We start from the raw sequence: 17,267 nt of genomic DNA, 5'->3' as shown, positions 1-17,267 counted from the left end.
GTTCTCCCTTTTTTCGTTGGTTGTTCAGTGCATCGACCAGCCGTGCGTGACGAGCACCGACTGGCCCGTCAGCGCCTGCGACCCGAAGCCCGCGAGGAACGCAACCGTGTTGGCCACGTCGTCGAGCGAGGTGAACTCGCCGTCCACGGTGTCCTTGAGCATCACGTTCTTGACGACGTCCGCTTCCGAAATGCCGAGCGCCCTGGCCTGCTCGGGAATTTGCTTGTCGACGAGCGGCGTACGCACGAAACCCGGGCATACGACGTTGGCGCGCACGCCGCGCGGACCGCCTTCCTTCGCCACGACGCGGGCAAGGCCGAGCAAACCATGCTTCGCCGTGACATAGGCCGCCTTGAGCTTCGACGCCTCGTGCGAGTGCACCGAACCCATGTAGACGATCGAGCCGCCTTTGCCGCTGCCGTACATATGCTTGAGCGCGGCCTTGGTGGTGAGAAACGCGCCGTCGAGATGGATCGCGAGCATCTTCTTCCAGTCGGCAAACGGGAACTCGTCTACCGGGCTGATGATCTGGATGCCCGCGTTCGACACGAGCACGTCGATCCCGCCGAAGGCTTTCGCTGCTTCGTCGATCCCGGCATTCACGGCTTCTTCGTTGGTGACATCCATCGCCACGGCGAGGGCCTTGCCGCCCGCTGCCACGATGCTGTCCGCCACCTTGCCGGCGTTCGCGAGATTGAGGTCGGCGATCACGACCGCCGCACCCTGGCTCGCGAACGTGCGCGCGCAATGTTCGCCAATACCGCTTGCGGCGCCCGTGATGACTGCAACCTTGTCTTTCAACGACATATGTATTCCTTACTAAAAAGCGATAGATAAACAGATCAGGCGAGCTCGACTTCGGGTTCGCCCAAGGCGGCGTCCTGGCTCGACGTCGCGGCGAGATAGTCGAAGGCGACCTCGCCGATATCGAGCGTGAGATCCGCAATGACGTGGCGTGCACCCACCACGCGGCGCACCGGCAGATCGGCAACGGGAGCGAGCGCGTGCGGATGTAGTTCGATCGCGGCCGGGCCGCTCCATGCGCCGCGCACCGTCACGTCGCGCAGATAGAAGCGCACGAGTTCGCAGATGCGCGCCGTGCCGTCCACATGCGGAATGATCTTGAGGAGATAGTTGGGCGTGTCGGCGAGCTTGCGGCGCTCGTCTTCGCTGTTGAGCACGTGGTGCTTGTAGCCCATCGTGCCGGTCGCGATGCGCTGCGTGCCGTAATCGAGCGTGCCGAGCAGCGTGTCGTTGCCATCGACGGCGAGCACGGGGCGCGCGAGTTTCTTCGGGAAGCCCCAGATTTCACGACCGCCGGCAATCGGGCCTTCGTCGTCGAGATACATCGAATGCGTGTAATTCGCGAGGCGGCCTTGCGGGTCGCGTACGGAAATCACCTGGCCGCTTTCCGTGTAATCGCCAAATCCCGACGAGTCGGGCATGCGGATGAATTCGTAATGAACGAGATTGTTTTCCGGCTTCAGCGGCTCCGGCACGATGGCGCGCAGCGCATCGGGATCGGTCTCGTACGTGATGATGAAATATTCGCGGTTGACGAAGCGAAACGGCGGCCGCGGGTACGCGGGGTTGTGCATGGGCATCGCGAATGCATCGCGGCGGATTCTTGCCAGATCCATACTGTTCTCCAGGCTAGGCTGCGTGAAAACGTCGCGACAGATGTTAGATGGAAAACATGACACGATCGCATTGATGGCGATAAAACACCGTTTCAGTTTCGTTAAATAAAAAGGAAATTGAAAGTTTATTGGCCATCCCGGCGTCATTTCCGTGTGATTGGTTCGACTTCGCGTATGCCGATTTTTTCAGCCTAATCATGGTATTAGGTTCGTTGCGAAGGAAACATATGACGAATGCTGATCGAAACAGGAAATAGATTAGTGCGTGGATTGGGGGAGAAGGCCGGCCACTTCGCACCGTGAAGGAACGCCTCGGTCCGGCACCGAGTGTTTCGGAGAAATTCGGAAGGAATGCGAAGTATCTGGGCAGCCTGAAGTGATCCGCCACGATACCGGATCGTTGCGCGCCGAACACCATGTTATATGACATCTCTTGTGGTCCGCTGGCGTAAGATATCCTCGCTTCCAGCGGGGAAGCGGCAGGGCAGTCTGTGACCGACTAGAATGGATTGGCACGCCTAAGCACGAGACGTGCTTCCTGCTTCGTCAGCCAGCGAGCATACCGGCGAGATGCGATGAGCATATTCAGGTTTCAATCGGCGACCGAATCGGCATTCCTCAAACGCTCGCATGCGCCCAGCGCGGTTCGCGCATGGCTGGTCGATATGCTGTGCTGGCCCGGCCGGTTCGAGGATCCACAGGTCGAACGCGAATTTACGGAGGAGTATGGCCGGCGCTTCGCCGACTTTCGCCGTGCGGCGCTGGTGCTCGGAACGCTGATCTGGGTGTGCTTCGGCTTTTGGGAAATCAGCCTTGCGCAGACCAGTCCGGTGTTCCGGCCGTACTTCCCGGAGGTTTTCGCGTTCCGTTGCGCCGGTGCGATTGGCGCGACCATCGGCATCGTGCTGGCTTTCAGGCTCGAATTTCATCGAGACAAGGTTGCGCACTGGATCCTGCTTTCGGGCCTGGCGTTCATGTGCTTTTGCCTGTTGATGCAAACCGTCCTTGCTCCACGCCCATTCAATTTCACCCATTTTTTTGTCGGCTTCTATTTAATTCTCTTTTATCTGTTCGGCTTTCTGCGCCTGCGGGCCAAGGCGACGCTCATGCTGACCGCATGCGTGATCGCCGTGATCGTGATGGCGCAACTGGTCACTCAGGCGGTCGAGCCGGACAACTTCGCCGCGGGCATGTTCTATCTGTTGAACGTCGCCGTGCTCGGGCACAGCGTCAACGTGAATGCCGAGCGGCACGTGCGCGACCGGTATGTTGCCGTCCAGGCACTTGCGCAGAGCAACGCTGCGCTGCAGAGCGCCAACGCCGAACTCGCGCAAAAGCATCATGACCTCGAGCGCGCACGGCGCGACCAGCAGACCAAGTCGGAAGCCCTGATCGCCTTGCGCGAGCAGCAGCGCGAAGCGGCAGAGCAGGCGAGCCGGGCGAAGTCGCGCTTTCTGGCCGCGGCCGCGCACGACCTGCGCCAGCCCATGCATGCGCTGAACCTGTTTCTTGCGGCGGCAGACGAAGCGCTGGAAGCGCGCGACATCGAAGCATCGGGCAAGCTGATCGGCGAAGCGCGCAAGGCGTCGGTATTGACGGCGCGTCTTTTCAACGCGGTGCTCGACTTGTCGAAGCTCGAATCGGGGCACGTCAACCCGACCTATACGAGCGTCGACCTCAGCCGCGTGACCGAGGAGACGGTCGGGCAGCTCGCGTCGTTCGCGGCGACCCGCGGCGTCGTGCTGCGCTATGCCAAGGCGCTGCAAAAGCCCGCATGGGTACGCACCGACGCCGACTGGATTCCCCGCGTGCTGAGCAACCTCATTGCGAACGGCATCAAATATTCGGATCCCGCGAAAGCGGGGCGCTCCACGGTGCTCGTGGGTTTGGTTCGTATGCCTAATTATGTTCGCCTCGATGTGCTGGATAACGGCATCGGTATCGCGTCGGAGCATTGGGACGCGATTTTCCAGCCGTTCGTCCAGCTCGGCAATCCGGAGCGGGACCGCGAGAAAGGGCTCGGGCTCGGTTTGTCGATCGTGAATGCGGTGGTGTCCCTGCTCGAGGGACATCGTCTCGAACTCAAGTCGATCGAGGGTCACGGGTCGCGCTTCTCGGTGCGCATGCCGGTGGCGGATCCATTCGCGCATGAGGATGCGGCGATATCGCCCGCCGATGCGGCCTCGTCGCTGTCACCGTCGTCGCTTCGTGGTCTCTACGTGTTGCTGGTCGAGGACGACAGCCTCGTGCGCGCGTCGATGGAGGCGCTGTTCGCGCGATGGGGGGTGTTGTCCGATTCGGTGCGTTCCGTAGCCGAACTCGACGAACTGTTGCAGTCGATCGAGCGCGTCCCTGACCTGGTGATCAGCGACTACCGGTTGCCGGAGAATTCGACCGCACACGACGTCATCCGGCTCCTCGGCGAGCACGTTGCGCGGCCCGTGCCGTGTCTCGTGGTGACGGGGGAAGCCGTGGCAAGCACGCAGGGCGTGTTGCCGGAGCGCTGCGTGCTCAGCAAGCCATTGGCTCCCGACCTGCTGATTGCGCGCATGCTCGAATTGACGGAGGCATCGGCCCGGGCGACCTAGACCGCCGGGGCGTGCGCAACGGTGGGAATCTCGATGCCGCGGCGTGCCATTTCGACGATCAGGAACGTGCGCCGCGACACGTTGAACCGGCTCAGCAGATCGCTGATGTACTCCTTTGCGGTGTTCTCCGAGATATTCATCTTTCGCGCGATGGCCTTGTTCGACATGCCCTGCAGCAGAAAACCCAGGGTTTGCGCGAGACGCGGCGGCAGGTTCAGCGAATCGATCGGAATGGCCTTGCTCGGCCCCGGGGACTGCGGGGTATGGCCGCCCTTGCCGAGCACACTGTTGGGCAGATAGACCCGTCCGTTCAGGATGGTCTGCAGGGCTTCCCGGAACACCGCGCCGCCTTCCTCGCTGGCCTTCGAGATGAAGCCGCCGGCGCCATTCTTGATGCAGTCCAGCACGGTTTCGCGGTCGTCCTGCGCGGACAGCATGACCACATGCGCCGCGCGCTCGTTCTCCTGCAGCCAGCGCAGCAAATCAAGTCCGGTGTGATTGTCGCCGATCTGGTAGTCGAGAAAGACCAGGTCGTAAGCCTTGTTCTGCAGCCGTTCGACAGCAGCGTCGTACGAGCCGGCCTCGTCGATGTCGAGCGTCGGCTCCGAAGTCAGGATCAGGCTCTTCATCGCTATACGCGTCAAGCCCTCGTCTTCGACGAGCAGTACGTGCCGGAAATACAGGTTGTCCATCGAGCGCCTCTCTAGTCGTCCCCACTGTACCCGCAATCCTGCAGGTTGCGATCCCCCCAAAGCGGGGGACGCTCGTGGGGCCGCCTTCTGGAGGCGCTTTTCCCCCGCCATGGCCGGTTTTGCCAGAATCCCGGCACGCGCACGATGGAGTCGCTGCAGTTCGGACGATGAGGGACACCATCATGCATACGCCGCATCCCGACTTCAAAAGCCTGTTGAATATTTTCCGCTTTGCGTCGGACGACGAAACCCGCGTACGCCCTTGCAAGCCGGAGCCTGAACCGGCGACCCAGCCGGACGCGACGATCCTGGCCGAGCTGCTTCGGGCAAGGGCGCTCATGGTCCGCATCGAGTCGAGCGGTGTGACTTTTCCCGACCAGATCTACGACGTCTTCGTGCAGGCCCTGGCCGCCTATGACCAGAAGTGCTGGACGGAGCAGATCGACCGCAGTTTCTGCATCACGTTGAGCCTGCTGGAGTCGGTCGCACGCCACCGCCGTGGCGCCAAAGCGGCCCGCACCGTTTGCACCGATGCAACCCTGGTTAATCACGACAATCCGGGCCCGACGGTCATCGTCAGCGAGCGTCGGAACAGGCTCGACGATAATTGGTGAGCGATCGTCGACGAGGAGACGGTGCGATGCGAGACAACTCCATCCGGTATGACGGGCTCGATGAGCAGCGCCTGCAGTCCCTGCTTGCGCAGGAGTGCGATAGCCAGGCGGGAGGCAAGCGGGCAGGGCGCGAGAAAACGATTCAGATAAAGCCAGAGACAGAAAGGCGGCCGCAGAGTCCCTACACTGTCCACACGCTCGACACGGCGATTGCGCACCTCGAAAGCGCGATCAGCGCGGACAAGGCGATGGCGATATTCAGCGCGAGCTATTGGCACTCCCGCGTGCTCGAGCTCCGTTCCACACCGGGGATTCTGCACATTCAGGAGCGTCGGCTGCAGTGTTTGCTGGATCGGTTCGCGGCCAGAGCCGGGGGACGCGAAATAGACTGAGTCATGCCTGATTCGGGGGAGCAGAGGAGATCAAACAAGTTGGGTAGCGTGAGAGACCACCAAACAATCAGTGACAAAGGAGCTGTTAATTTGCACTAGCCGCAACGCGTGGCTGAAACCGGACCCGGCAACGCGCGGCGTTCCTAAAGCAGGCCCATTGCCGATGCCTTGAGTGTCGCCGCCGCGCGGGTGGAGCATTCGAACTTGCGAAACACGCTTTCGACATGCGTGCGCACTGTGCTCGGACTCAGCGCCAGTTCTCGCGCGGCTTCCTTGTTGCTCGCGCCGCGCGAGATGGCACGCAGCACGTCGATTTCGCGCGGCGTGAGAGGCGCGCGCTGCGCCGTGGGGCTCGCGGGGCGCCTGACCGCAACCGCACCTTCGGCCAGCAGCGCATCGACCGCTTCGCCGCTCAGGCGGCCGCTCATGACCTCGTCGCGCAGCTGTTGCGCGGCGGCGGCGTCGGAGAGCGCGGCTCGCCACGGACGCACCGAGCGCAACGCGACCCACGCGACCGACGCAGCCAGTACGCGCGCCTCCAGCGTCATGGCCTCGCCGCGTGCGCCGCGAAAATAACCCGAGCCGTCCAGCCGCTCATAGGCATACGATGCGAGTTCGGCCGCATCGCCGAGCGCGCCGGCTTGCCTGCCTGCGCGCGACGTCCAGTAAGGCACGAGGCGCACTTTCTCCCAGGCGCTTTCGGGCAAACGCGCGCTCAGATTCCAGATGCCGTTGGGCACCGCCGCCCGACCAATTCCGTGAATCAATCCTGCGCGATAGACGCGTTCGTGCGCGGCCTTGTCCGTCGTGAGACGTTCGCAACAGCGGGCGGCCGTCGCCGCGACCGCGCGCGAGAAGCCGGTCATCCAGGGCAGTTTGAGGTCGATGACGTCGGCGATCAGTTCCGCCGACGTTGCCTGCTGCATACGCGATGTCGTCAACGCGGCGTCGAGATCGGCGGCCGACGCACGCTCCAGTTCCGCGAGCCAAACGGGCGCACCGCGCTGCGCGGTCTCGACCAGCCGCAGTGGATAGCGCGTGTCGGCGCGTTGCGCAATGAGACCGAGCGCCTGCTCGACACCATACGTGCGACTGAAAATCTCCAGATCTCCGGCAAGCGCGACGACGAACACGGGCACCGGCACGGCGTCGCGTGCAAGATGCGCAGGCACACCGCTGCCATCCCACATTTCGAAGATATGACGCAACGCCGTTTCGGTTGCGAGGGGGAGACCCAGCATGCGCGCCACTTCGCCCGCCACTTCGCAGTGCGTCTGCGCGAGCGGCGTGAGCACCGCGGCGGCACCGCCACGCGATTCAAGTGGCGCGAACCAGTCTGTGCGGCCGTCGAGCATCGAGACGCGGCTTTGGATGTCGTCGCCGAAAACGTCGGCGAAGCCCGCCGCGTTTGCCGTGCATCCCGACCAACGCAACAGCGACGTCTCCCGCACGGTATCGATCGTCGACGCGTCGAGCCGGGCGGCTTGCGCGAGGCGAGCCGCGAGCCATGCGGTGCGCGGCGAATGATCGGTGGGCTGGCCCATGCTCAGATCGCCGATGAAGGCGAGGGCTTTCACGGCATCGAACACGCGCAGCGGGAAAAGGCCAGCTTTGTCGTCGGTCATCGGCATGGGAGGCAGAGCGCACGTCAGGCGTTCGATCACTATACGTCACAACGCCATTCGACCCCGCGAGGGTCGGTCATTCGACCGATGCCGCAGAAGTGAGGCGAGTGCGATCCTTTGCACCGTTGTCACGAACTGTTCAGGAGTTGCCATGGCTGATCGACACTCAGATATCACGCTCACTCGCGAAGAGAGCTGGCTCAGGCAGTATTACTTTGTGCGGACCGCGTTTTCCGCGGCCTGGGTCGCACTGGCTTTCTCACTCGCGCAGCATTCGCCGGCCAGAATCGCTGCACTGCTCGTCGTCTATCCGGCATGGGATGCCCTGGCCAACTACCTCGACATGTCGCGCAGCGGCGGGGCGGATGAAAACCGTACGCAAGTCGTCAACGTCGGCATCAGTATCTTGACGACGGTCGCCGTGATCGTGGCGTTGAAGCTGGGCGCGCATGGCGTGCTGGGCGTGTTTGGCGTGTGGGCCATCCTGTCCGGGCTGCTTCAGCTCGGCACCGCCGTGCGTCGCTGGAAGCGCTTCGGTGCGCAATGGGCGATGATACTTAGCGGTGCTCAATCGGCTTTGGCCGGGGTGCTTTTCATCGTGCAGGGCGGTGCGCCGATGGCCTCTGCGATCGAGAAGGTGGCGGGCTATGCAGCGGTCGGCGCCGTCTACTTTCTGCTCTCTGCCCTGTGGCTTTCGGCTGGCCAGCTGCGAAGCAAGATGGCCAGAACGTCTTGATGCACCGGCGCAGGTGGCGTGTCGCCTGACTAGATCATCGGCGCGTTCTCCTGCAGGCAGGCCCACAATCGCTGTGCAACCGGGCCATGCGAGGCGTCGCGGCGCCTCGCTGCAACCAGCGTTTCCGTATGTCCCGGGAGCGACCGGCTCGCAAGGGATTTCAAGGCGCCACTACGCAGCTCCGCTTCGATCAGGAAGTCCGGCAGATGCCCCCACGCGAGGGCCTGCATGATGACGTCCTTTTTCATGCCCTGGTCGGGCACCGTGATCTGCCTCGCACCCTCGACGACCAGAAAGTTCGAGTCGCCGGGCTGCTGGGCGGAATCGCGCATCACGGATTGCGCGTAGTCGCGCAAGTGCTTCGCACGCAGCGTCCCGGTTTGATGCGCCGGTAGCAGGCCAGGCGCCGCCACCGGAACCAGGCGCACTTTGCCGAGCACGAGCCACTCCAGTGACAGGTCGGTCGTATCGACTCGATGCAGGATCAGATCGGCTTGGCCGGCCTTTAGCCGCTCTACGGGCCCGCCAACCGATTCGAAATGCAGATTCAGCCGCGTGCGCGGACACGTGACGAAAAAGCGCGCGAGCAGATTCAGCGCAACCGGGCGCGGACACAGATCGCCAAGAACCACGTTCAGTTCGCTTTCTTCACCGCCGGCCAGTTGCGCTGCGTGCTGACGCAAGCCTTCCGCTTCGCTCAGGAGTGGCTGCATGCGCTCATAAAACGAACGGCCCATGGCGCTCAGTTTCACGCGATAGCCACTGCGGTCGAGCAAGGCGAGCCCCGTTTGGCTTTCGAGCCGAGCCACCGCAGCAAAGACGGCAGGATGGGATCGATGGAGTGCGCTCGCGGCAGCCTGGAAGCTCCCGGTCCGGATGACGGCGTCGAAGCATTGCACGTCGTGAAGCGTGAAATCTGCCATGTCGATTTATATGACAATTTTTGTCCAATCTTTGTAATTTTATTTGAATTCTGAGCGACCCATACTCGGCCTGCCAACTGGCGTTGCACAAGGTGTTCGGCGAACGGCGCCGCGCCCGACAGCGCCTTCTTTGCAGGAGATGTCATGGCGCGCTTTTCCTTCCTCACGACGACCGACGGCGCGCGTATCGCGTATCGGCTCGACGGTCGCGACGACAATCCCACAATCGTGCTGTCGAACTCGATCGGCACCACGCTGCGCATGTGGGACGGGCAGATCTCCGCATTGACGCAGCACTTTCGCGTGCTGCGCTACGATGCGCGCGGGCACGGCGCGTCGAGCGTTCCCGCGGGGCCGTATCCGCTCGCGCGTCTGGGGCAGGACGTCCTCGAACTGATGGACGCGCTCGACCTGGCGCGCGCGCATTTTCTTGGACTCTCGCTGGGCGGAATTGTCGGCCAATGGCTGGGCGTGCATGCGCCGGACCGGATCGACAGGCTGGTGCTGAGCAATACTGCGCCATGGCTCGGGCCGGCGGCCAGGTGGGATGCACCGATTGCGGCGGTCCTGCAGGCCGAAGACATGATCGACACCGCCGAAACCTTCCTGCGCAACTGGTTCCCGGCGCACATGCTCGAGGCAGCAGATCCGGTGGTCGACGCGTTCCGTGCGATGTTGACCACGACGAACCGGCATGGCCTCGCCGGTTCGTGGGGCGCCGTGCAGGAAGCGGATATGCGGGAGTCGCTTGCGGGCATCGCACGGCCGACACTGGTGATTGCGGGAGAGCACGATACGGTGACGGCAGCGAGTTATAGCGTGCAAATGGCGAAGACGATTGCGGGCGCGAGGCTGCTGATGCTCCCGGCGGTGCACCTCTCCAACATCGAGTTTCCCGAGAGATTCAACGACGAAGTCGTGCGATTTCTGCGCGCGCCGAGCTGACGCTGGACACGCATGAAGCAAGCAAGGCGGCTAGAGATCGAGCGTCACGCCGCCCGCCGCCGGATGCCCGACGCAGATCAGCGCGAACTCCGGCTCGGTGTCGAACTCCGGCGGTTCGTCGTATTCCACGCTGCCATCGAGCACGCGCGTGGCGCAGGTCCCGCACATGCCCGAGCGGCAACTTGACATCGCGTGGGCGCCGCAGCGCTCGGCGGTTTCGAGCAGCGAGCCGTGCTGCGGCTGCCATTGCACTGTTTGCCCTTTGCGGGCAAATGTCACCGGTCTGACTGTCGTTGCCTCGCTCGCAACGGGAGCGTGCTTGGGCACACGCTTCAGGCTGGACGGGCCGAACGCCTCGAAACGAATCCGCTCGTCCGCAATATTCAGCGCGCGCAGGCCGTCGTACAGATCGCGCATGAACGCTTCGGGGCCGCACAGATAGAAGTCGTAGTCGTCGAACGGCAGGAAGCGACGCAGCGCATCGATGTTCACGCGGCCCGCGAGCCGGTCGCCGTCGGGCGAGTCGTGCTGCGCGGCGCTGCAGTACAGATGCACCGAGACGTTCGGATGCGCGCGTTCGATCTTCCGCAGCACCGCTGCGAACGGCCTTTCGTGCTCGCCGCGCGTCCCGTGGAACACGTGGATGCGGCGTTGAGGCTCGAGCGTGAGTGCCGCGTCGAGCATCGCCAGCGTCGGCGTGATGCCAATGCCTGCCGCCGCCAGCACGATCGCGCGCGGGCTGCGTGCATCGAGCGTGAACGAGCCGCGCGGCGCCAGGGTCTCGATCAGCGAGCCCATGCGTGCGTGCTCATGCAGCCAGCGCGACACCGCGCCTTCGCGTTTCACGCTGATCCGGTAGCGCGCCGGACGTGCGGCGTCGTGCGCAGCGGAGAGCGTATAGGTGCGCATGAGCGGCTTGTCCGCTCCGGGCATGACGACGCGCAGCGGAAGGTACTGCCCAGCTTCGAACGGCGCGAGTGGCTCGCCGTCGATTGCTTCGAAGTGGAACGAGCGGATCGTCTGGGATTCGTCGCGCACCTCGGCCACGCGCAGCGTGCGCCACGTGCGCGCGTCGGTTTTCTTCGGAGCAGCCGCTGGCGAGGATTCCGTTGCAGCCTGCGCGAACTGCGGCGCATAGTCGACCGCCGACCATCGCAACGGCAAGGCTTCCCGCACGCGGCGCACTTCTGCCACATGAAACCGCACCAGCCGCTGTGCCAGCGGCAATAGTGCGATCTCGGGGCCGTCCCAGATCACTTCGGCGCGCACGGCCAGATACAACAGATCGCCGCGCGCAAAGTCGACGAACAGAAGCCCCGCGCGCGGATCGCGCAGCAGGTTGCCGATCGTGTTGAAAAACTTGTTGCCGCTGAAGTCGGGCGCGGTCAGCGTGCTCGCGTCGTCGATCCGCACGAAGCCCGGCATGCCGCCGCGATGCGACACGTCGGCGCCGCCCGCCGCTCCCGCTGCATCATCGAGGTTGGCGGTGGCGATGAAAAATACGTCCGCGCGCGCGATCAGTGCACGGTCTTCTTCCGAGAGTGCCTGCGCATGTTCGACTGTGGCGCGCGCCGGCGTATCGCCGACGAAAGCCGGTTCCCGTCCATTGATGTACTTCGCGCAGTTGCCGAAACTCTGCTCGACGGCGAGCGTCACTACGCCGCCATCGACCGCTTCGATCACGCCATTCACGCGGTTGCGCCGCCGTGTGTGCGGCTGGATGCCGAGCCCGCCGATACGCGCGCCCGGCACCCAGCTCCCTTCGAGCGGATCGCCTGGCAGCGCGCCGCCGTCGATGCGCAGCGTGCGGCTGTCCGGCGTCGACACGAAGCCCGCCGTGTTCGCACGCAGCGTCGCCCACGGCTGACCGGCTGCATCGACGCCGCCGAACACCATGAACGGCAGCATCGCGAAGAACGCGCGATGCTGGTCCGGCATGTAATCGCGGATGCCGCGCGAGCCGTTTTCGAGTGCGACGTCGGCTACGCCCGCGCGCAATTGCGCCTCGCGCTCGCCGTCGTGAAACGGCCCCGCAGTGCGGTACGGATTCAGGTCGGGGAGAGCGGTCATGACGGCCTCGGGGTGACGGCGTGCGAGTTTCGTTCAGGCGGCGAGCAGGCCCGCTTTCGTCGATGGCATCGGCACGAAGCCCGGCAACGCGGCGACGCGCTCGAGCCATGCGCGCAGATGAGGATACGGCTCCAGCGACACGCCGCCTTCAGGTGCATGCGCAATGTAGGTATGCGCGGCAATATCGGCGATCGTCACGTGATCGCCCGCGGCGAACGGCTTGTGTGCGAGTTCGGCATCGAGCAACGGCAGCAGCGTCTGCGCGATTTGCTGGGCGTGCGCCAGATCGAGATCGCGCTTGAATACGTTGACGAGACGCGCGGCGCACGGGCCGAACGCGATCGGACCGGCTGCGAGCGACAACCAGCGTTGCACGGCTGCCGCGCCAGGCGGATCGTCCGGCAGCCACGACGGCTCGCCGTAGCGCTTCGCCAGATAGACGAGGATCGCGTTCGAATCGAACAACACCGTGTCGCCATCGACGATGGTCGGCACCTGGCCGAAGGGGTTCAGCTTCAAATACTCGGGCTGGCGGTGCTCGCCCGCGGCGAGATCCACCGGCACGATCTCGAACGGCAGATCCAGCATCGAAAGGAACAGCCGGACGCGGTGTCCGTGGCCGGAAAGCAAGGCCGTATACAGGCGAATCGGCGTGGCGGGACGGGCGGTTGGCATCTTGTTCTCCACAACGAAAGCGCTTCGGGATGAAGCGACAGGGAGTGTTCACATTAGACAATGGCTGCGCGCGCGAGAAGACTGCTAAGCTTGCATTCATTTTCTATCGAAAGTGGACAATCGCCGATGACGGATGTACGCGACGTGAATCTGAACCGGCTGGCGGTGTTCGTCGCCGTGGTCGAAGCGGGATCGCTTACGGCGGCGGCCGAGCGGCTCGGCATCGCCAAGACGATGGTCAGTGCGCATATGCAGCGCCTCGAACGCGAGATCGGCGCGAGCCTGATCACGCGCACCACGCGGCAGCTATCCGTGACCGATACAGGCCGTGCGTTTTACGACGCCAGTTGCCGCATCCTGCAGATGACGGAAGAGGCACTAGCGGCCGTCTCGGAGGAAGCCGCGCCCCCTCGCGGCACGCTGCGAGTGAGCGCGCCTGTCGACTACGGCGCGCAGATCGTCGCGCCCGCGCTCGTCGATCTGCGTGACGTGTATCCGGAACTCGACATCGAACTGGTTTGCGCCGATCACTATGTCGACCTGATCGGCGAGGGGATCGATCTGGCTGTGCGGCTGGGCAATCTGCCCGACTCGAACTACCGCTCGGTGAAGCTAGGAAGCTACGTGCGTTGGCTGGTCGCGAGCCCCGCGTTCGTTGAGCGCCACGGCATGCCGAAGTCGCTGAACGCATTGGCGTCTTTGCCACACATTGCGATGAGCGTGCTGCGGCATCCGTCGACGCTCGAGTTGACGCGCGATGCCGGGCGGCCCGCGGTGGGCCGCGTCAGCCACGACAAAGCCGTGCGCCGGGTGCGCTGCGCGAATGCTCTGAGCGTGAATACGGCGACGTCGGCGCGCGCGGCGGTCCTCGCGGGTGGCGGGTTTGCCGCGCTGACCGACTTCTCGACGCGCGCGGATCTTGCGTCCGGCGCGCTCGTGCGCTTGCTGCCCGAATGGTCTGGCGTACCTTTGAATGTGCAGGCCGTGTTTGCACCGACGAGCTATCCGTCGGGCAAGGTGCGGGCGGTCATCGAAGCACTGAAGGCGACGATCGCGAAGAGTGCCGCGTAGGCGTGCCAGGCCGCTCACGCCCGTGGCGTTGAACATGCGCCGCGCGATCAGCCCGGAGGCAGAAAACGATCCTCGACGAAGAACCGTCGGCGAGCCTCTTCATCCGATGGCGTCTCCGGGCCGAGCCCTGGCAGATCGGGCGCGCGATCGGGCTCCATGGCGAAACACGGCAGGATGCGGGCGCGGCGCTCGTCAGCGCTCGCGCCGCGTTCGTACAGCAGCTGGGTGAGCCAGTCCAGTACGCGGTGCAGAGCGCCGTAATACCGGTCGTGCTCGAAGGCATACGCATGCGCGGCGGCTTCCCAGTCGTCGTTTGCGAGCAGACGGTCGAGCAGCACCCTGACGTCGCGCAGCGTCAACGACAACCCGCATCCCCATGACGGGTCGCTGGCCGCCGCCGCGTCGCCGATCAGCACCACGCTGCCGTTGCAGGGATGCTCGACCCAGATGTCCGCGCCGGGATAAGCCGCGAGCGGGCCAACCACACTCGCGCGTTCGAACCAGTCGCGCGGCACGCCCGTGTCGACACAGGCGTCGAGGAACTCGCGGATATGCCCGCTGCCGCTGATGGGGTGCGCGCGCTGCCCGACCCATGAGACGAAGTACGTCCTGAACCGCTGATGCCCGATGGGAAAAACCAATGCGGCCTGTCCCAGCGCTGGGCACTGGAAGTGGTGTACCGAATCTTCCGGCGTGTCGAGCCCTTCGTAGAGCACACCCGCCACGATCAGCCGCCCGGGATCCTGGTTGAGCGTGAAGCCGGCGATTCTGCGCACCGTCGACCTGCGTCCGTCCGCGCCCACCACGAGCCGGGCTTTTACCCGATGTGTGCCGCCATCCGTGCGAATCTCGGCGACAGGCGGCTTGCCTGGCGCATCACCCTGATCGACGCGCACGACCTCGGCGCCGCGCAGCACGATGGCCCCCGATGACTCGGCCGCGTCGAGCAGCGTGCGCTGCATCGACGGATGATAAAAGTCCAGACACGGGGTGTGCCCGGGAGTGGTATCCGCGAGGTTGCGCGATTCGGCTGGCACCAGTCCGCTGTATCGCCTCCAGAACGGAACCACGTGCGCCCCGTCATCACGGAGCAGCCGATCGATGCCGAGCGCGCGGGCTTCGACGACACCCCAGGGCATCATGCCCTCGCCGCGCACGCGGTCCCTAAACGACGTCTCGCGTTCGACGATGAGCGTGCGCACGCCGGCGCCTGCGAGTGCACGGCCAAGCGTTGCGCCGCCAAGACCGCCGCCTGCGATCACGATGTCGTAGCTGCCCTGAGTCATTTGAAAACCTCCATGCCATGGCGGCGACGCGAACCCGGACGTCAGCAAACCGACGGCGCATGAGGCGCTTGAGCGTGCGTGCCGCGAGGCGTGCGGATAGCGCTATTATGCGACTCGCATACGCTGTGGAGGCAAGATTCGATGGTCGGGATGCGAAGCATCTGGACGACGAGGTCGAGCGTCGGGAGGCTGCCTCAATTCACGCCGGTGGCATAGCGGCGGCAATGTTCGAGATAGCCGGCTTCGTGGCTGCTCGCCAGTTGCACGATGCTTGTCCAGAGCCACAGGGGCGCATCGATCGTCTTCGAGCGAGCGCGCCGGAGTTCGGCGAGCCAGCTGCGCCGTGTCGGCGGGTCCATCTGGCGTGCGTGCGCGTTGCCGACCACCGCCGCGAGATAGAACGCGACCTTGCGCGCCTCGCTCTCTTCGAGCTCATCGATTTCGAGCTTGAGATCCTGCGGCAGCAATTCGCGAATCACCACGGCGCGATCGAGCAGGCGGGACGCCCGCATGCGCTCGCCGAGAAAGGGCGAGAGATGGCGCGCGCCTTCCACCACGCGCTCGGCGTTGTCGCGCGGCATCGATGCGTCTTCGTAACGCGGTGCAGCGGCTTTCACACCCTCCTTGATGTCCATGAGACACAGATCGTCGCCATCGATCATGCCGCCGTCGACATCGAGCAGGACTGCATAGCGAAGCCTGCCGAGCGAACTGCAGCCCTTGACCCAATACGCCGCGTCGATCACCTCGACCTTGCCGGCATCGTTGCGGCCGCGCAGGCCCGTGGGCAGACTCGCGATGGCATCGTCGCGAAAGAGCGTGTCGATTGCCCTGCGCTCGGCGCGCGTGAGCGGCCAGAAGCGCTTGCCAAGTGGAATGGAGGGTTCGAGATCCTCAATGCGCTCCTCGGCCAGATGCTGCCATGAGCGGCGTACGGCCGCTTTCATCGCCAGATGCACGGGCTCGGGGCGCCCGGACATCTGGACCTTCGCGCGCTTTGGCACGAACGCCGATTCGTAGCCCGCTGCGAGCGCCTCCATCATGTGCACGATGGTGAGACCGGAAAGCGAGGAGCCGCGTGCCGCGGTCGCCAGCGAGAGGCCAAGGCGGATGAGGTCGTGCGCGGGGTTGCCGATCACGGTCTGATCGAGATCGCGGATATGGACTTCGACCTTGCCTTCCTGATTCGCGACGGGGCCGAGGTTGCCGGTATGGCAATCGCCGCAAATCCAGATCGCCGGGCCGTGTGGCAGCGAGTCGCCGTTCGTCTCGACGATCCATTCGTAGAATCGGGCCGTATTGCCACGCACGTAGGCATGAGGCGAGCGCGCCATTTTCAGGCGGCGCTGTCCGGTCAGGATGGCCGCGCGCTCGCGGGGCTTGGGCAGCGCCTTTGACGGCCCGGCGCCTTTCGAAACTTTCGGCTTTGTCCCTTTCGGCAGTTTGTCGCGGCTCTTTTTGCTGGACATGTTCGTCATCCCCTTTTTGCAGGCGTTGATTTGCGTCGACGCCGAAATTAGCGTTTGTGGGGCGAGAGCAAGCAGTGTGCCGCCAGTGTCGTTACGGGCTGAAGATCGATGCGCGATCGCCGTCACGAACGCGGCGGGACACGAAACCAGGTGGCTGCCACGACCACCAGGAATCCTGCATAGGCCGTCGCGAACACCCAGCCGGGCAAGTCGTAGTACAGCAAGTCGCTGACCCAGTACTGGATGAAGCCCTGCGGTCCGGCGTGCCCGGTACGCAGCCAGTCCTCGAGCACCGTGAGCGGACACGGGAGGTCGAGGACCGCAAGAAGGGCGACGACACCGATCGCAAGCAGATGCGTGAGACGGAACACGCGGTTGCGTACCCAGGCGCGCCCGAGCCAGGCGCCCACCCAGATCGCGAGCAAGCCGCCGACGATGAAGAGTACGACCAGTGCATGTAGCACGAGAACGATATTGGCCAGCCAGTTCATGACGATGCTCGCAATTGCCCTCGCCCTGCGTTCTGGCTTCGATGATACGT

The 17,267-nt window shown here is 64.3% G+C and carries 16 protein-coding genes; 6 read left to right on the top strand and 10 right to left on the bottom strand.

The annotated features are described in order from the left end of the window. Positions 1–24: 24 nt before the first annotated feature. Together BFD71_RS04890 and BFD71_RS04885 are read right to left on the bottom strand one after the other, a co-directional pair. The gene (locus tag BFD71_RS04890) at positions 25–807 is read right to left on the bottom strand and encodes a 3-hydroxybutyrate dehydrogenase (RefSeq protein ID WP_028204627.1); all 783 of its coding nucleotides are present in this window, start codon (positions 805–807) and stop codon (positions 25–27) included. 35 nt (positions 808–842) lie between these two features. Next, entirely contained in the window at positions 843–1,640 is a 798-nt protein-coding gene (locus BFD71_RS04885; protein WP_069262144.1) for an acetoacetate decarboxylase, read from the bottom strand. 575 nt (positions 1,641–2,215) lie between these two features. On the opposite strand from BFD71_RS04885, the gene BFD71_RS04880 reads away from it, so the two are divergent. Beyond that, positions 2,216–4,228: an ATP-binding response regulator gene (locus BFD71_RS04880; RefSeq protein WP_069262143.1), complete on the top strand. Its 2,013-nt coding sequence runs from the start codon at positions 2,216–2,218 to the stop codon at positions 4,226–4,228. On the opposite strand, the gene BFD71_RS04875 is transcribed toward BFD71_RS04880, so the two are convergent. Continuing rightward, positions 4,225–4,920, bottom strand: a complete 696-nt coding sequence (locus tag BFD71_RS04875; protein ID WP_028204625.1) for a response regulator — start codon at positions 4,918–4,920, stop codon at positions 4,225–4,227. The two genes, BFD71_RS04880 and BFD71_RS04875, sit on opposite strands and share 4 nt — an antisense overlap. 182 nt (positions 4,921–5,102) lie before the next feature. On the opposite strand from BFD71_RS04875, the gene BFD71_RS04870 reads away from it, so the two are divergent. Both BFD71_RS04870 and BFD71_RS04865 read left to right on the top strand, forming a co-directional pair. After that, on the top strand, positions 5,103–5,534 hold the full coding sequence (locus BFD71_RS04870; RefSeq protein ID WP_176732825.1) for a hypothetical protein: 432 nt from the start codon (positions 5,103–5,105) through the stop codon (positions 5,532–5,534). A gap of 26 nt (positions 5,535–5,560) precedes the next feature. Continuing rightward, the gene (locus BFD71_RS04865) at positions 5,561–5,926 is read left to right on the top strand and encodes a hypothetical protein (RefSeq protein ID WP_256094491.1); all 366 of its coding nucleotides are present in this window, start codon (positions 5,561–5,563) and stop codon (positions 5,924–5,926) included. A gap of 143 nt (positions 5,927–6,069) precedes the next feature. Here BFD71_RS04865 and BFD71_RS04860 read toward each other — a convergent pair whose 3' ends face one another. Continuing rightward, entirely contained in the window at positions 6,070–7,551 is a 1,482-nt protein-coding gene (locus BFD71_RS04860) for an HD domain-containing phosphohydrolase (protein WP_069262426.1), read from the bottom strand. A 151-nt stretch (positions 7,552–7,702) separates the two neighbouring features. On the opposite strand from BFD71_RS04860, the gene BFD71_RS04855 reads away from it, so the two are divergent. Next, positions 7,703–8,287 (top strand): DUF308 domain-containing protein, encoded by a 585-nt coding sequence (locus BFD71_RS04855; RefSeq protein ID WP_069262141.1) that lies wholly within the window; start codon positions 7,703–7,705, stop codon positions 8,285–8,287. Between the two features lie 29 nt (positions 8,288–8,316). Here the strand turns inward: BFD71_RS04855 and BFD71_RS04850 are convergent, their stop codons facing one another. Beyond that, entirely contained in the window at positions 8,317–9,210 is an 894-nt protein-coding gene (locus BFD71_RS04850; protein ID WP_069262140.1) for a LysR family transcriptional regulator, read from the bottom strand. A gap of 144 nt (positions 9,211–9,354) precedes the next feature. Between BFD71_RS04850 and BFD71_RS04845 the strand changes: the two genes are divergently transcribed. Then, complete coding sequence (locus BFD71_RS04845) at positions 9,355–10,155, top strand: alpha/beta fold hydrolase (RefSeq protein ID WP_069262139.1); 801 nt, start codon at positions 9,355–9,357, stop codon at positions 10,153–10,155. Positions 10,156–10,185: 30 nt separating this feature from the next. Here BFD71_RS04845 and BFD71_RS04840 read toward each other — a convergent pair whose 3' ends face one another. Together BFD71_RS04840 and BFD71_RS04835 are read right to left on the bottom strand one after the other, a co-directional pair. Next, positions 10,186–12,225, bottom strand: a complete 2,040-nt coding sequence (locus tag BFD71_RS04840; RefSeq protein WP_069262138.1) for a 2Fe-2S iron-sulfur cluster-binding protein — start codon at positions 12,223–12,225, stop codon at positions 10,186–10,188. 33 nt (positions 12,226–12,258) lie between these two features. Continuing rightward, positions 12,259–12,900, bottom strand: coding sequence for a glutathione S-transferase family protein (locus tag BFD71_RS04835; RefSeq protein WP_069262425.1), 642 nt, complete (start codon positions 12,898–12,900; stop codon positions 12,259–12,261). 126 nt (positions 12,901–13,026) lie between these two features. On the opposite strand from BFD71_RS04835, the gene BFD71_RS04830 reads away from it, so the two are divergent. Continuing rightward, positions 13,027–13,971 carry a LysR family transcriptional regulator gene (locus BFD71_RS04830; protein ID WP_069262137.1) on the top strand — a complete coding sequence of 315 codons (945 nt, stop codon included), beginning with the start codon at positions 13,027–13,029 and terminating at the stop codon, positions 13,969–13,971. A 47-nt stretch (positions 13,972–14,018) separates the two neighbouring features. Here the strand turns inward: BFD71_RS04830 and BFD71_RS04825 are convergent, their stop codons facing one another. The 3 genes from BFD71_RS04825 to BFD71_RS04815 all read right to left on the bottom strand — a co-directional run bounded on the left by BFD71_RS04825 (position 14,019) and on the right by BFD71_RS04815 (position 17,217). After that, a complete protein-coding gene (locus BFD71_RS04825; protein ID WP_069262136.1) occupies positions 14,019–15,257 on the bottom strand; it encodes an FAD-dependent oxidoreductase in 1,239 nt (412 codons plus the stop codon). Positions 15,258–15,451: 194 nt separating this feature from the next. Continuing rightward, positions 15,452–16,726: a DUF2252 family protein gene (locus BFD71_RS04820; protein WP_083245091.1), complete on the bottom strand. Its 1,275-nt coding sequence runs from the start codon at positions 16,724–16,726 to the stop codon at positions 15,452–15,454. A gap of 122 nt (positions 16,727–16,848) precedes the next feature. Beyond that, complete coding sequence (locus BFD71_RS04815; protein ID WP_069262135.1) at positions 16,849–17,217, bottom strand: DUF2784 domain-containing protein; 369 nt, start codon at positions 17,215–17,217, stop codon at positions 16,849–16,851. Positions 17,218–17,267 lie beyond the last annotated feature (50 nt).

The sequence above is a fragment of the Paraburkholderia nodosa genome, from assembly GCF_001718195.1.
In the GTDB taxonomy this organism is placed as follows: Bacteria; Pseudomonadota; Gammaproteobacteria; order Burkholderiales; family Burkholderiaceae; genus Paraburkholderia; species Paraburkholderia nodosa_A.
This window is presented reverse-complemented; position numbering and strand designations above follow the sequence as displayed.

Excerpts from the sequence above, each read along its gene's own strand:
- BFD71_RS04890 (WP_028204627.1), bottom strand. The coding sequence starts at position 807 with ATGTCGTTGAAAGACAAGGTTGCAGTCATCACGGGCGCCGCAAGCGGT.
- BFD71_RS04885 (WP_069262144.1), bottom strand. The coding sequence starts at position 1,640 with ATGGATCTGGCAAGAATCCGCCGCGATGCATTCGCGATGCCCATGCAC.
- BFD71_RS04880 (WP_069262143.1), top strand. The coding sequence starts at position 2,216 with ATGAGCATATTCAGGTTTCAATCGGCGACCGAATCGGCATTCCTCAAA.
- BFD71_RS04875 (WP_028204625.1), bottom strand. The coding sequence starts at position 4,920 with ATGGACAACCTGTATTTCCGGCACGTACTGCTCGTCGAAGACGAGGGC.
- BFD71_RS04870 (WP_176732825.1), top strand. The coding sequence starts at position 5,103 with ATGCATACGCCGCATCCCGACTTCAAAAGCCTGTTGAATATTTTCCGC.
- BFD71_RS04865 (WP_256094491.1), top strand. The coding sequence starts at position 5,561 with ATGCGAGACAACTCCATCCGGTATGACGGGCTCGATGAGCAGCGCCTG.
- BFD71_RS04860 (WP_069262426.1), bottom strand. The coding sequence starts at position 7,551 with ATGACCGACGACAAAGCTGGCCTTTTCCCGCTGCGCGTGTTCGATGCC.
- BFD71_RS04855 (WP_069262141.1), top strand. The coding sequence starts at position 7,703 with ATGGCTGATCGACACTCAGATATCACGCTCACTCGCGAAGAGAGCTGG.
- BFD71_RS04850 (WP_069262140.1), bottom strand. The coding sequence starts at position 9,210 with ATGGCAGATTTCACGCTTCACGACGTGCAATGCTTCGACGCCGTCATC.
- BFD71_RS04845 (WP_069262139.1), top strand. The coding sequence starts at position 9,355 with ATGGCGCGCTTTTCCTTCCTCACGACGACCGACGGCGCGCGTATCGCG.
- BFD71_RS04840 (WP_069262138.1), bottom strand. The coding sequence starts at position 12,225 with ATGACCGCTCTCCCCGACCTGAATCCGTACCGCACTGCGGGGCCGTTT.
- BFD71_RS04835 (WP_069262425.1), bottom strand. The coding sequence starts at position 12,900 with ATGCCAACCGCCCGTCCCGCCACGCCGATTCGCCTGTATACGGCCTTG.
- BFD71_RS04830 (WP_069262137.1), top strand. The coding sequence starts at position 13,027 with ATGACGGATGTACGCGACGTGAATCTGAACCGGCTGGCGGTGTTCGTC.
- BFD71_RS04825 (WP_069262136.1), bottom strand. The coding sequence starts at position 15,257 with ATGACTCAGGGCAGCTACGACATCGTGATCGCAGGCGGCGGTCTTGGC.
- BFD71_RS04820 (WP_083245091.1), bottom strand. The coding sequence starts at position 16,726 with ATGTCCAGCAAAAAGAGCCGCGACAAACTGCCGAAAGGGACAAAGCCG.
- BFD71_RS04815 (WP_069262135.1), bottom strand. The coding sequence starts at position 17,217 with ATGAACTGGCTGGCCAATATCGTTCTCGTGCTACATGCACTGGTCGTA.